This window comes from Flavobacterium sp. GSP27, assembly GCF_003970395.1.
Taxonomy (GTDB): domain Bacteria; phylum Bacteroidota; class Bacteroidia; order Flavobacteriales; family Flavobacteriaceae; genus Flavobacterium.
On sequence record NZ_RYDP01000005.1, the window covers coordinates 145,667 to 159,578 of the forward strand.

At 36.9% G+C, this 13,912-nt stretch carries 18 protein-coding genes and 1 pseudogene; 13 read left to right on the forward strand and 6 right to left on the reverse strand.

The window, feature by feature from the left end:
• Positions 1-16 precede the first annotated feature (16 nt).
• From EKM05_RS06340 to EKM05_RS06400, 13 genes and pseudogenes are all read left to right on the forward strand, one after another.
• Entirely contained in the window at positions 17-1,105 is a 1,089-nt protein-coding gene (locus tag EKM05_RS06340; RefSeq protein WP_126554203.1) for an Mrp/NBP35 family ATP-binding protein, read from the forward strand.
• Positions 1,106-1,115: 10 nt separating this feature from the next.
• The gene (locus tag EKM05_RS06345; protein ID WP_126462392.1) at positions 1,116-1,436 is read left to right on the forward strand and encodes an iron-sulfur cluster assembly protein; all 321 of its coding nucleotides are present in this window, start codon (positions 1,116-1,118) and stop codon (positions 1,434-1,436) included.
• A gap of 32 nt (positions 1,437-1,468) precedes the next feature.
• Positions 1,469-2,020, forward strand: a complete 552-nt coding sequence (locus tag EKM05_RS06350) for a BrxA/BrxB family bacilliredoxin (RefSeq protein ID WP_126554205.1) — start codon at positions 1,469-1,471, stop codon at positions 2,018-2,020.
• A gap of 127 nt (positions 2,021-2,147) precedes the next feature.
• Complete coding sequence (locus EKM05_RS06355; RefSeq protein ID WP_126554207.1) at positions 2,148-2,612, forward strand: Rrf2 family transcriptional regulator; 465 nt, start codon at positions 2,148-2,150, stop codon at positions 2,610-2,612.
• A gap of 38 nt (positions 2,613-2,650) precedes the next feature.
• A complete protein-coding gene (locus EKM05_RS06360; RefSeq protein WP_126462383.1) occupies positions 2,651-3,004 on the forward strand; it encodes a 4Fe-4S dicluster domain-containing protein in 354 nt (117 codons plus the stop codon).
• Entirely contained in the window at positions 3,001-3,942 is a 942-nt protein-coding gene (locus tag EKM05_RS06365; protein ID WP_126554209.1) for a WD40 repeat domain-containing protein, read from the forward strand. The genes EKM05_RS06360 and EKM05_RS06365 overlap by 4 nt, the downstream gene beginning before the upstream one ends.
• 36 nt (positions 3,943-3,978) lie before the next feature.
• A complete protein-coding gene (lipA, locus tag EKM05_RS06370; RefSeq protein WP_126554211.1) occupies positions 3,979-4,848 on the forward strand; it encodes a lipoyl synthase in 870 nt (289 codons plus the stop codon).
• A gap of 41 nt (positions 4,849-4,889) precedes the next feature.
• Positions 4,890-5,111, forward strand: coding sequence for a CDGSH iron-sulfur domain-containing protein (locus EKM05_RS06375; RefSeq protein WP_126554213.1), 222 nt, complete (start codon positions 4,890-4,892; stop codon positions 5,109-5,111).
• A 220-nt stretch (positions 5,112-5,331) separates the two neighbouring features.
• Positions 5,332-5,877 (forward strand): annotated as a pseudogene (locus EKM05_RS14825) (protein adenylyltransferase SelO family protein).
• 21 nt (positions 5,878-5,898) lie between these two features.
• Positions 5,899-6,051, forward strand: coding sequence for a hypothetical protein (locus EKM05_RS14490; RefSeq protein WP_197037242.1), 153 nt, complete (start codon positions 5,899-5,901; stop codon positions 6,049-6,051).
• A 110-nt stretch (positions 6,052-6,161) separates the two neighbouring features.
• Positions 6,162-7,208: a stage 0 sporulation family protein gene (locus EKM05_RS06390; protein ID WP_126554217.1), complete on the forward strand. Its 1,047-nt coding sequence runs from the start codon at positions 6,162-6,164 to the stop codon at positions 7,206-7,208.
• Positions 7,209-7,226: 18 nt separating this feature from the next.
• Complete coding sequence (locus EKM05_RS06395) at positions 7,227-8,483, forward strand: aminotransferase class V-fold PLP-dependent enzyme (RefSeq protein ID WP_126554219.1); 1,257 nt, start codon at positions 7,227-7,229, stop codon at positions 8,481-8,483.
• A gap of 5 nt (positions 8,484-8,488) precedes the next feature.
• Entirely contained in the window at positions 8,489-8,911 is a 423-nt protein-coding gene (locus tag EKM05_RS06400; RefSeq protein WP_126554221.1) for a SufE family protein, read from the forward strand.
• Positions 8,912-9,277: 366 nt separating this feature from the next.
• Here the strand turns inward: EKM05_RS06400 and EKM05_RS06405 are convergent, their stop codons facing one another.
• The 6 genes from EKM05_RS06405 to EKM05_RS06430 are packed head-to-tail and all read right to left on the reverse strand — an operon-like array spanning position 9,278 to position 13,904.
• Positions 9,278-9,970 carry a hypothetical protein gene (locus EKM05_RS06405; RefSeq protein WP_231507435.1) on the reverse strand — a complete coding sequence of 231 codons (693 nt, stop codon included), beginning with the start codon at positions 9,968-9,970 and terminating at the stop codon, positions 9,278-9,280.
• A 12-nt stretch (positions 9,971-9,982) separates the two neighbouring features.
• Positions 9,983-11,788 (reverse strand): molecular chaperone DnaK, encoded by a 1,806-nt coding sequence (gene dnaK / locus EKM05_RS06410; protein WP_126554223.1) that lies wholly within the window; start codon positions 11,786-11,788, stop codon positions 9,983-9,985.
• 4 nt (positions 11,789-11,792) lie between these two features.
• On the reverse strand, positions 11,793-12,140 hold the full coding sequence (locus EKM05_RS06415; RefSeq protein WP_231507434.1) for a gas vesicle protein K: 348 nt from the start codon (positions 12,138-12,140) through the stop codon (positions 11,793-11,795).
• 5 nt (positions 12,141-12,145) lie between these two features.
• The gene (locus tag EKM05_RS06420; protein WP_126462360.1) at positions 12,146-12,904 is read right to left on the reverse strand and encodes a GvpL/GvpF family gas vesicle protein; all 759 of its coding nucleotides are present in this window, start codon (positions 12,902-12,904) and stop codon (positions 12,146-12,148) included.
• A 2-nt stretch (positions 12,905-12,906) separates the two neighbouring features.
• Positions 12,907-13,110, reverse strand: a complete 204-nt coding sequence (locus tag EKM05_RS06425) for a gas vesicle protein (protein ID WP_126462357.1) — start codon at positions 13,108-13,110, stop codon at positions 12,907-12,909.
• Positions 13,110-13,904, reverse strand: coding sequence for a GvpL/GvpF family gas vesicle protein (locus EKM05_RS06430; protein WP_126554225.1), 795 nt, complete (start codon positions 13,902-13,904; stop codon positions 13,110-13,112). The genes EKM05_RS06425 and EKM05_RS06430 overlap by 1 nt, the downstream gene beginning before the upstream one ends.
• Between the last annotated feature and the right edge of the window lie 8 nt (positions 13,905-13,912).

Sequence of the window (13,912 nt, forward strand, 5' to 3'; positions counted from 1 at the left end):
TAAATTGATAAATGACATGCCTGAAATAACTAAAGAGGATATTCTAAAAATACTGACTAACGTCGTTGAGCCTGACCTCAAGAGAAGTATTGTTGAATTAGGATTAGTGAATGATATTCATGTTGAAGGGAACATCATCAGCTTTATCGTTAAGATTAGCAGCCCTACTATGAATAGTAAAAAGATAGTAAAAGAGGCTTGTATGGATAGCCTTTTGCAAGCATTAGGTACGGATATTAAGGTGGATATAGATATGCAAGCCCTACCTGGTTTTAAGGATAGAGCTCCTGAACTTAGAACAATATTGCCTGGTGTTAAACATATTATTGCTATTGCCTCCGGGAAAGGTGGTGTAGGTAAATCTACCGTTTCCGCCAATCTTGCAGTGGGATTAAGCCAATTAGGTGCAAAAGTGGGCTTATTAGATGCCGATATTTATGGGCCATCAATGCCACTCATGTTTGACTTAGTGAATAGAAAGCCTGAAGTTTCAAATGATTCTGGTCGAAATCTAATAGAACCAATTGTATCTCATGGAGTAGGAGTTTTATCTATTGGTTTTTTTACGGAAGCATCGCAGGCACTTCCATGGCGTGGACCTATGGTTTCCAAAGCCCTTATTCAATTATTTCAGGATGCAGATTGGGGTAATTTAGATTATCTGCTTGTGGATCTTCCGCCAGGCACAGGTGATATTCATCTTACGCTGGTAGATAAAATTCCGCTTACAGGTGCTATTGTAGTTAGTACACCACAAGAAGTAGCTTTGGCTGATGCCAGAAAAGGTATCGATATGTTCAGGATGCCAATGGTTAATGTTCCGGTGCTTGGATTGGTTGAAAATATGGCATACTATATATCGGAAGGTAATCCTGATAAAAAAGAGTACATATTTGGAAAGGATGGTGCAAAAAAATTATCAGAAGAAATGAATGTTCCATTATTGGGTCAAATTCCTTTAATAACAAGAATACGGGAAGCAGGAGATGTTGGAGCGCCAGCAGCATTAAATGAAAATACGATTGAAAGCAAAATATTTAAAGACTTAGCCCTAAAAGTAATGGAATGCGTAAAAGACATTAAAGCTGTAAAGACTAACAACTAACAATTAAAAAATGGAAATAGCAGCTAAAATAGCATTGGAAATAAAAGTCATAGAGGTTCTAACAACCTGTTTCGACCCAGAAATACCTACCAATATTTATGATTTAGGATTGGTATATGGAATCAACATTGATGATGAAGCCAATGTGCATACCATAATGACACTAACCTCCCCTTCATGTCCGGTAGCGGGAACACTTCCTCCAGAAGTGGAAGAAAAGATTAGGAATATTCCTGGAGTTAGCAGCTCTAATGTAGAAGTAACTTGGGATCCCGCTTGGTCAAAAGACATGATGAGCGAGACGGCTAAATTTGAAACTGGAATGATGTAAATTAAACAATAACAAAATTAATCATTAAAAAAATGGAACAATCTAATTTAACCAAAATCACGCAACAACCCAGCTATGATGCCGTTTATGTTCAGCCCATGAGAGAGGAACTAACAGCTGTAGGTTGCAAAGAATTATTAACCCCTGAAGATGTAGATAAGGCATTAGACAGAAATGATGACAAAACGATACTTGTTGTAATCAACTCTGTATGCGGTTGTTCGGCAGGTAGTGGACGACCAGGAGTAATGATGGCGTTGCAAAACAGTAGTATCCCTGATGAGCTTTACACGCTGTTTGGCGGAATGGAAAAAGATGCAATTGACTGGTACAGGAATAAATATCTTGCAAATCATCACACCTCTTCACCCCACATTGCCCTTTTTAGAAATGGTGAGCCAGTTGCAATTTTTAAACGTTCCGATATTGACGGACATACAGCAGAAAGTATTGCCAGCCAATTGGTGACTATTTTTAACAACGAATGCAGTAATACAGGGCCGTCAATTTCTGCAAAAGATTTTGAAAATATTACTCAAGGCAAATACGGTTGTTATACTGATTTAGGTAAGGATAAAAACTAAATAGTTTGTGTCTATTTAGTTTGTGTTTATGGTTTATAATAAATTTGCAATAGTAAGCTACTTTTTTATTTGCGAACTTTGTCTGTAATAGTAAATTAAATACACAAACTAATTAAATAATACAATTATGAAAATAACAGCTCAGGTAGAATATGGATTAAGAATAATGGTAAGGATAACCCGTTGCACAGATGAGAAAGGACTAAGCATTCGTCAGCTAAGTGAAGCAGAAGGATTATCTATTAACTATGTTGCTAAATTAACCCGACTACTTCGCATAAAGGGATTAATTAACAGTACAAGAGGCCACATGGGTGGGTATGTACTCGCAAAACCTGCTGCCGCTATAACAGTAAATGACACATTAAAAGCTTTGAGCGGAAAGTTGTTCGATAAAAAATTCTGTGATAGTCATTCAGGAATAATGACCTTATGCACTAATTCTGTAGACTGCTCCATCCGATCATTATGGTCAATGATGCAGGCTACACTGGATAAATTACTAGATAAGGTAACTATGGCAGACATGATGAAAAATGAAAAAGATGTTTCCGGAGTGTTACAAAATATTATAGAAGGAAGCGCTAAATAAATTATTAAATTAAATCTTGATTACTAAAATTCATTACTATGGCAATAATGATAACAGAGGAGTGTATAAATTGTGGAGCATGCGAGCCTGAATGCCCCAATAATGCAATTTATGAAGGTGGTGATGAATGGAGATATGCAGACGGCACCGCACTCAAAGGCTTTTACACAGGACAAAATTCAGGTAATACCGTTGATGTTGATACTCCCAATACGCCTGTTTCTATGGATTTTTATTATATCGTAACTGATAAATGTACCGAGTGTGTCGGTTTTCATGATGAACCACAATGTGCCGCAGTTTGTCCGGTAGATTGCTGCGTAGATGATCCGGATTACAGAGAAACAATAGAAGAATTACTACACAAAAAAGAATTTATGCATCTTATATGATAACTGCACTTACAAAAATACAAATAGAAAAAACAGGTCAATTTAATGGACACGGAGGTGCTATTTACACATTAGAATTTGCTCATGAAGCTCATCTTTTTTACTCTGGCAGCAGTGATAACCTTGTAGTAGAATGGAATATGAAAGACCAGCAACAAAACAAAGTTGTTGCGAAATTACCTGCCAAAGCCATGGCATTGAAATATGTTCCCGATAGAAATATATTACTTATCGGTCAGTCATTAGGAGGTATTCATGTTATTGACTTAAAAGAAAATAAGGAAATAAAACTATTACAGCTTCATAAGGAATACATTTTTGATATCCAATATTTACCAGAAACAGAATGCTTTTGGGTTTTAGCTGGTGACGGTACACTTTCAGTTTGGTCAATCAATGATTTCTCATTGATAACAGCTCTAAAACTTTGTGATAAAAATATCCGTAGCATCGATTTTAATATTATTTTGAAAGAAGCAGCTATTGGATGCGGTGATGGTTCTATTCGAATTTTTGATTTTGAAACCTATGAAGAAAAGAAAATCCTTAAGGGGCATCTTGATGATTTTTCGGTAAATACAGTACGCTATCATCCAAACGGGAAATACCTTTTGTCTGGTTCTAGAGATGCCTATTTGAATGTATGGGATATTGAAAACGATTATGCGTTGATCCATCATATTCCTGCCCATAATTACGCTATTTACAGCATCGTTTTCAGTCCTGATAAAAAGTTTTTTGCTACGGGTAGCAGAGATAAAACAATTAAAATATGGGATGCAGAAAACTTTGAACTACCCTATCGAATAGATAAGTCTCAACACGGAGGCCATACCCATTCGGTAAATAAACTTTTATGGAGTGATTTTAATAATTATTTGATTTCAACCGGTGATGATAAAACTATCATGCTATGGGGAATTATAATACCAATGTAATAAAATAAAAAATTAATATTGGTTAAAATTTAGATTATGTCAGAAATAATTGAAGAAGAAAGTAAATATACTAAAAAGCCAGATTGGCTTCGTGTAAAACTACCCACAGGAAAAGAATATGCCGAAGTAAGACAAATAGTATCCGAACATAAACTACATACGATATGTGAAAGCGGCAGTTGTCCTAACATGGGTGAATGTTGGGGAAATGGAACGGCTACCTTTATGATATTGGGGAATACCTGTACAAGATCCTGCGGATTTTGTAATGTAAATACTGGTAAACCTCTGCCTGCTGATCCGGAGGAACCTAAGATGGTGGCCGAATCTATTCGCCTAATGAAGTTGAAACATGCCGTAATAACTTCGGTTGATAGAGATGACTTGAAAGATGGTGGTTCTATGATATGGGAAGAAACCGTAAATGAAGTAAGAAAAGCATGCCCGGGAATTACCATGGAAACGCTTATTGGGGATTTTCAGGGTAAATGGGAAAATCTCCAACGAATTATTAATGCGCATCCCGAAATAGTTTCACATAATCTTGAAACCGTACGCAGATTAACGAAAGAAGTTAGGGTACAGGCAAAGTATGACAGAAGCCTTGAGGTTCTCAAAAGATTAAAGGAAGCTGGGATGAAAACTAAATCAGGTATCATGTTGGGTTTAGGTGAAACAGAAGAAGAAATATATGAAACTATGGACGACTTGAGAAGCGTTGGTGTTGATATATTAACTATTGGCCAGTATATGCAGCCTACTAAAAACCATTTACTCGTTATAGAATTTATTAAGCCAGAAATATTTGCAAAGTATAAAGAAATAGGTATGAACAAGGGTTTTCGTTTTGTTGAAAGCGGACCATTAATAAGATCATCTTATCATGCAGAAAGACACTTGTTTTAATAAATAAAATAGATTTAATATTTACGCTCACAAAAATAATTATGACTAAAACAAAAATTACAGTAAACAATAATGGTTCCCTGAGAATAGAAAATGACTTTGAGATTGTAGATAAAAATGGGAATGTATATGATTTAGCAGGACGAGAGATGCTTTCACTTTGCCGTTGTGGTCTTTCTAAAAATAAACCTTTTTGTGATGGTGCTCATAACGGACACTTTGAACATGAGGCTGTTGCATTTGGATTGCCTCCAAAAAAATAATATATTAAACAAACATCATGTTCGACGTTGCTATTAATTTGATAATTCTTTCCAAAAACTTCCTGCATTTTTGCATGAACATGTTGCGCTTACCCCATTAAAAGATCCTACTCTTATTCATGTAATGGTGTTAAAAAAAGAACTTGGTCTTGATTCACTTAGTGATTCCATTTTACAAAAATGGTTAAATGGCTAAATCAAGATTAGTAATGAGCAGAGAATTGCTACCCGTTATACCGGTCATCAATTTGGGAGCTTTGCCGGACAGTTAGGCGATGGCAGGGCAATTTCCTAGTGCGAAATTTTAACTTCTGATGGAAAGCGATGGGAAATACAAACTAAAGGATCAGGCAAAACTTCTTTTTCCAGAATGGGAGATGGCAAAGCCGTAATTCGTTCATCAGTCAGAGAATATCTTTGCTCAGAAACCATGTACGGTTTAGGAATTCCTGCCTCAAGAGTGATACTATGGCTTTCACTTTATGACCAAAGATTGAAAAGAGAATTATCTGACGAAATGAAACGCCAGATGGAAATGAAACGCGTAAATCCAAAGTATGTATTAAGAAATTATATTGCTCAGGAAATAATTGAGGAGGTAGAAAAAGGAGGGAATGAAAAATTAAAAAAATGGTTAGAAATTTTGTATTCGCCATTTGCCGAACATCCAGAATATGAATCGTATTCAAAACCAACGCCTACAGAAAAGAAAATTATAGTGTTTCCTGTTCATCTTAAGTTCTTGCAAAAAAATAAAATAGTGTAAAATAATTTAAAACATAAAAACATGTCAGAACATAAAGTTTATTTAAACTGGAAAAACAAAGGAGATAATATACCCGATAAAACAATAATTAATGCAATGCACCACCGTGCTCACCGGGAATGTTTTATAGCCAATTCGGTTTTAACAGAGATAATTGTTGAGCCGGTTTATTAAAGTAATTGAGTAAGAGTGAATTAATTTTTAGATAAAAAAATTAAAGTTTAATATGTTCAGCAAAGGAACAAAATATTATAGATTGACAAATATGAATTTATACAATAGCTATGGATACTACTACAAAACACAAAAATGATGTACCATCCCTAATCAGTGGATATAGTCAATTAAATATATATGATTGGCTTGCCGATATACCATTGCCACCCAATCAACAAACATTCAACATTGTTGAAGTAAAATTTAAAGGAGGGCGTAAAGATTTTTATTTGAAGCCTGAAAATATATCTCTTAAACAAACAGATATAGTAGTTGTTGAAACCATTGGAGGACACGATACAGGTCATGTTTCATTAACAGGAGAACTGGTTAGGTTGCAATTAAAAAAACACAATATCCAGACGGAAGAAGTCATTAAAAAAATCTATAGAAAGGCAACATCAGCGGATATTGAAAAATGGAAAACAGCGAAGGGTTTGGAATCTGAAACGATGTATAAAGCCCGAATTTTAGCTAAAGATTTGGACTTGAAGATGAAAATATGTGATGTTGATTATCAAGGGGATAAGTCAAGTGCCACCTTCTATTATACCGCTGAAGGACGGGTAGATTTCCGGGAACTAATTCTGGTAATGGCTACAGCGTTTCATATCAAAATAGTAATGCGTCAGATTAGCCTGTTCGAGGAAGCCGCCCGTTTAGGTGGTATCGGTACTTGTGGAAGAGAGTTTTGTCATACTGCCTGGTTAACAGATTTTAATACTAGGGCTACATTATACGGCAGGAATAAAGATAAACAATGGACTGAATTCAAATGTTGCTTAATAGAAGATCGAGAAAACAACAAATCTTCTTTGAAGGATAATGATCTCAATAGAATTAAAACGCTTAAAGGTATCGCCAGCCGTCAAAAAACAGATATTGAAAAAAATATAATGTGGTTTAGTTACCCGAATGAAGATGATTTAATACCTATAAAAATCTCAAGGGTTAAAGAAATTCAAACACTAATTAAAGAAGGCATGATTCTGAAAGATTTAAAGGAAGAGATAGAAATCATAATTGAGGAACCGGCTATTGATAACTTCTTGGGTTATGTAAATGTTGTAGGTCAAGATAGTCTAACAAGATTCGAAAAAAAAAAGAACAAATAAACATATAAAAAGGAATAAATGAAACTGCCAAAAAACTTTGAAAAAGTAATTCTTTTTGATGTTCATAAAATCCGAAAAGATTTCCCTATCCTTTCAAGGATGGTGAATAATAAGCCATTGATTTATTTTGATAACGGTGCTACTACACAGAAACCGCAACAAGTGATTGATGCCCTCATAAAATATTACACGGTGCAGAACGCTAACATTCACCGTGGAGTTCATCGAATGAGTCAGGATGTAACTGATGAATATGAGAATGCCCGAATTACTGTTCAAAAACATATAGGTGCTAAACAGGAACACGAAATAATTTTTACAAGCGGAACTACTGATAGCATCAACTTTATAGCCACTGCGTTTGGGAAAAAGTATGTGAATGCTGGCGACGAGATTGTCGTGAGTGAGATGGAGCATCACAGTAATATTCTCCCATGGCAACAGCTATGCGAAGAAAAAAATGCAGTACTTAAAGTTATCCCAATCACTGATAGCGGAGAATTGTGTATGGACGAATATAAAAAACTACTTTCTGCAAAAACAAAACTGATCGCCATTACACACGTATCAAACACACTTGGTACGGTAAATCCCGTAAAAGAGATGATTGCTATCGCTCACTCGAAAAATATTCCTGTGCTTGTGGATGGAGCCCAATCAATCCCTCATATAAAAGTGGATGTGCAAGATTTAGATGCTGATTTTTATTGTTTTAGCGGGCACAAAGTTTATGCCCCCACAGGAGTAGGAATACTTTACGGAAAAGAAGAATGGCTTAATAAACTCCCGAATTATCAAGTAGGTGGCGGAACCATTAAAACAGTTTCATTCGATAAATCAGAATATGCAGAATCTCCGCTAAGATTTGAGGCAGGCACTCCGAATATAGAAGGAGGAATTGGTCTTGCAGTGGCACTGGACTACATCAACGTACTCGGTCTTGAAAATATTGCTACTTATGAACACGAACTGCTTGGGTATGCTACAGAAAAACTTTCAGCGATTGATAATTTGCGAATTATCGGCACGGCAAAAGAAAAAGCAAGTGTAATTTCGTTTGTTGTGGATGGGATCCATCCGCTTGACTTAGGCATGCTCCTGGATGCGCAGGGAATAGCAGTACGAACAGGGCACCACTGTACGCAACCACTAATGGCACATTATCAAATTCCGGGGACTGTGCGTGCAAGTTTTTCATTTTATAATACAAAGGAGGAAATAGATGTTTTTGCAAACGCAATTGTGAAATCAATTAAACGAATAAACCAAAAATGATAGAGATGAAAACAATAGAAAATATAGAGCAGGAACTCGTGGAAGAATTCTCGGAGTTTGAGGACCTGTTTGATAAATTCGGATACCTGATTGATTTAGGTAAAAATCTAAAACCATTAGACGTTTCATTGAAAACGGATAACCGTATGATAAAAGGATGCCAGGCACATGTGTGGTTATATAGTGAATTAAAAGATGGTAAAATTATTTTTTATGCAGATGCAAATGCCGATTATGCTAAAGGGCTTGTTGCCATGTTGATTCATGTACTTTCGGGGCATACACCTGATGAAATTATTAAAGCCCCGCTTAATTTTATTGAAAGGATAGGATTTAAAAGCATGCTTTCGATGAAACGTGCCGGAGGATTGGAGAGCATGATAAAGCAAATGAAACTTGATGCGGTGGTTTACAAAGCCAAGGATTGAGCTACTTTCTTAACCTAATAAAGAATTGAATTAAATCCTGAAATTATTGGAAACAAAAAGTTTTGTAGGAAGTATTGGTGTAGTATAATATTTTTCATCTTAGGGAAAAGGATAACCTTTTGTTGGAGTAGCTTTAGATACTTGGAATATGTGGACGGAATGACAAGATGGGGTAGGAGCTTCAAACCCAACATCAGGAACAACATACAATTTAGTGCAACAACCTTGGGTAAATAAAGGTTATTTATACAACATAACAAATAAATGTAATAACTATTGATAAAAAAGTGGAGAGCCAAACCCAGAATTTTGATTTGTTCTCTCCACCATCAGATACTAAATAAGGGCTTTGTTAATACCCTGCTGTCACTTGCTCACTATAGGTTTTATGAGGTACTGAGAGAGTTCTTCAAAACGTTGTTTTTTTATAGCATAGAACGGAAGGAGTTTTTGGTATTCCCTTACTTTATGGATTTCTTTTTGTTCATTTATTCTTATATCTTTCGGCAGTTTATCTAAAATATTATGATAAGCCCCAAGAAAGATTATACCCGTTTCATTTGGGCCGAGTGTTGCCGAAATCCTGCCAGCAATATACTCATCCCGTTGATTCAACAGTTTGGATCGGCTAATTTTAAACCTAATAATCCTGATCAGTTTCATGATTAATGGGCCGGAAGAGGGTATCAATTTTAGCATTTCCAATTCTTTTTTAACCATCGAAATATCCTCGGTTCGCACGATAATAGCTCCCCGTTTGACCAGTCTTGAAATAATTTCATAGTTTTTACTTCCTGCCTTTATGCTATCTTCCATGATTTTTATTGCGATCTCTCCATCCGCAACCATTCCATCCTGGTATATTTTTACAACTTTTCCGCCAAGCCCAATAGTATCACAATATTGGCTTATTATCTCCCAGTATTTGTTAACGGTATCAACATGTGTTTCCCAAAATTCTCTCCCAAATTCATCAATACCCTTCTGGGTTAGCTCGGCTGCCATGGATCCCATGTCGGCACTTGTATGAATGATGGGAACATATATTAGTGTCTTCATTGTGAAAGGTTTTTAGCTTTGATCTATACTCAACTCTTCACTAGCCAATTGGCATACGGTACTCAGAGTTTCCATAGCCTGTTCAATATCGGTAAAACTTCGGTTTTTAATCGCTGATTTCAACTCTTCAAGTGCATTTTCAATAGCAGCCTTTTTGTTACCTGGAATTGTATCCCCAAATTCCTTTAACTGTTTTTCCGTTTGGAAGATCTGAGTGTCGGCTTGATTACTTTGAACCACCTTTTCTTTTGTCTCTCTATCCGAAACAGCGTGTTGCCTGGCTTCCTCCTTCATCCGGTGAATATCCTCATGCGAAAGTCCGGTAGAGGCCTCAATGCGAATCTGCTGCGATTTGTCAGTTAACTGATCTTTGGCAGTCACATGAAGAATGCCATTAGCATCAATATCAAAGGTAACTTCGATTTTAGGAATACCCCTATGGAATGGCGGAATTCCATCAAAATGAAACCTCCCGATGCTCTTGTTATCGTTAGCCATTGGCCGTTCTCCTTGTAATATGTGTATTTCTACAGAGGGTTGGCTATCAGCAGCCGTAGAAAAGACTTCTGATTGCTGAGTAGGAATGGTTGTATTGGCTTCGATCAGCCGTGTCATCACACCACCCCGGGTTTCGATACCTAATGAAAGCGGTGTAACATCAAGTAGCAATACATCTTTTACTTCGCCAGCAAGAACTCCACCCTGGATGGCAGCGCCAATAGCGACAACTTCATCTGGGTTAACACCTTTGGAAGGTTCTTTCTCGAAAAAGTCACGCACAATTTTTTGAACAGCAGGTATTCTGGTTGATCCGCCAACGAGGATGATTTCATCTAAATCGGAGACCTTCAATCGGGCATTCTTAAGTGCCTGCTGACAAGATAGAATAGTTGACTGCAACAGGTTATCAACCAACTGTTCAAATTTGGCACGGGTAAGCTTCTTTACCAAGTGCTTGGGTATGCCTTGAACCAGCATAATATAGGGTAGGTTAATTTCAGTTTCCATCAATCCAGACAATTCGATCTTTGCGTTTTCGGCCGCCTCTTTCAACCGCAGAAGTACCATAGAATCTCTAAGGAGATCTATACCTTCGTCTTTTCTGAATTCATCAACCAACCAGTCAATGATCAGCTGATTAAAATCATCGCCACCAAGGTGAGTGTTCCCGTTGGTAGATTTCACTTCAAAAATACCATTTCCGAGTTCGAGTATCGAAATATCGAAAGTTCCGCCACCAAGGTCATATACTGCAACCTTAATATCTGTATGCCTTTTATCCAATCCATAGGCAAGAGCTGCCGCTGTAGGTTCGTTAATAATACGTCTGACTGTTAACCCTGCAATCTCACCAGCCTCTTTGGTTGCCTGCCGCTGTGAATCGCTGAAATAGGCAGGAACGGTAATCACCGCCTCCTTGATCTCTTGTCCAAGGTAGTCTTCAGCTGTTTTTTTCATTTTCTGAAGAATCATAGCCGAAATCTCCTGAGCCGAATACAGTTCCCCGGAAATGTTTACACGGGGTGTATTATTTTCGCCTTTTGAAACCTGATATGGCAATCTGCTAATCTCTTTCTCAACCTGATCGTATGATTCACCAATAAACCGTTTAATGGAAAAAATCGTGTTTACTGGATTGATAATGGCCTGACGTTTTGCCGGGTCACCAACTTTACGCTCACCACTGTCAGTAAATCCTACTACAGAAGGCGTTGTTCTGTTACCTTCACTGTTAAGGATTACGACCGGTTCATTACCTTCCATAACAGCTATACAGGAATTTGTGGTTCCTAAATCTATACCTAAAATTTTACTCATTATATTACATTAAATTGCCTAATGGGCCAAGATTGATGTTTAAATCCCTGTCGGTAAGATTAAAGTGCTTTTTCAGCTCTTCCATTTTTAGTTCAAGTTTCATAAGGGTTTCACCAAGCCGTTCAATCTCATCTTCAGTCAATGATCCCCCGTCAACTCTGCGCATAGCTTGCTTTTCAACCAGTTTACGAATGAGTTCAACCAGGGTTAGTACCAGTTTTGCCAAGCCGGAATCAGCATTGTCTGGGCCTAGCTTTAGCCTGGATTCTTCATTGTTTGTTAGTTTCCCGATCTCCTCCGAAAGCTCATCAAGCGATCCGGTATTAAACAGTATTTTATTTTCACTTATCATACCGATTATTTTATGGCGATTTCAACAAAATTATACGGAGGCCAAGGTCCAGTCAGGACAAAGTTAAGCCTTGGATATTGGTTTTGCAAATCCCCAATTACATGAATTAGTCCATCTTTCCGCTCCATATCAAGTAAGAAAACGGCATCAATGATAGCTGTTGTTGTTATTGCCCTTTTTTTGAATTTATTGACGGTGTTTAACCGGAAAAGGTATCCAGTGATCATTTCAATGACCGAATTAACATAAGTTAGCATCAATTCCTCAAGCCTGTGCTCTTTAAGTTTTTTATCCAGATAATCCTTGTAAACTGAATTTTTGATTTCCGTCGCAGAATTCTCGGTTGTTTGGGTATCTGCCTCTGATTTTATCTTCAGTTCTGATTTTAATTTTTCGGAATCACAAAAAATCTTTAGCCCAAATTCATACTTATTTTCAACTTCCTGGAGATTTTGTTGAAATTCATGGTAGTTTCTTTCGAGCATTTTATTAATTAATTCGGCTGATTCCATTATTGAGCCATATCGCATGGGAAGAACTGTAAATTGTTGCGCAAGGTTTTCGATCACACCTGCATATTCAATAGCATTGGATCTATCTGCAATTAATTCAGCTCTTTTTACATCGCTTACTACAGCAGTAATTTCACCAAAAGAAACAGCACATAAGTCAGAACCAGAAATGCCCTTCATCCCAACCAGCAGAGCATTTAACTTCTCTGGATTTCTTTTTACGGATAATATGGAATAAATCATTTTTTTCATTTCTACAAAATTATTGGCTTTCCAGACTTTAACTGCTCCATGGTTTCAACAGAGCTTAGAAGCAATTTCACTCCTACATATACCAGGTCGATATCTGCTACTGAAATTATAATATCCCCACTGAGGATAACCCCTTTGTTCAATACTCTGTCAAGCAATTCAAGCATGGTAATGTCTTTAGACCGGTCGATTACATTATTGTGCATTATTGTTTTTCTTTAATGGAAATAAAACTAAATGGTGGCCAGGGACCGGTTGCTTCAATAATAAAGCCGGAATCCCCTTCTTTTTTTTTCAATGTTTCAACTGTACTTATAAAATCAGCAACTTTGTTTTTACTTACAAGAAAGGTGGTATTGAGGATCATGGTCTCTTCTCTTCCGGTAAACGCTTTCGGGAGTAGATTGTTGAGGCTGGTTGATTCGCTCAGTTTTTTAAATTCATCATAATATTTCTGTCCGTAGTTCTTACAAATCCTGTCCATCTCATTTTCGATTAGGTCAGTTTTTTTTCTTCCCAGCAAAAAGGCTTTCCCAGGCGAACTTTCCATAATCTGCTTTTCAAGCGCAGCAGCTTCCTCGCTTAATTCGTCAATTTGCTCGCACAGTGTTTTACGATCGCAATAAATTTTAATCGACCATTCTTCCTTTCCCTCGATATGATTGAAGCTTTCAATCAATGAGTCAGCATAATCAATAATGAAGGTTTCCAAACTGGCTTTAGTATGATAGATGGTGCCAAATTTAAAAGGAATCACAGTACTCTGTTCCATAATCATGCTGATTACCCTGATATGATTCCGTGCGTTTAATTCCGCCCACTGAATATCTGATAAATTCTTTTTGAAATTTTCTTCAGAGAATTCACTTTTGGAAACATATTTAACGATCACGTGAAAATCATCGAACATAAGTGATTCCACTGTACTATACCCCATGCCCGTTATAAGCCGGGGAGGAGTACGTGATATGCAATAAACATATATCAGATCATTTATCATGACAGAAA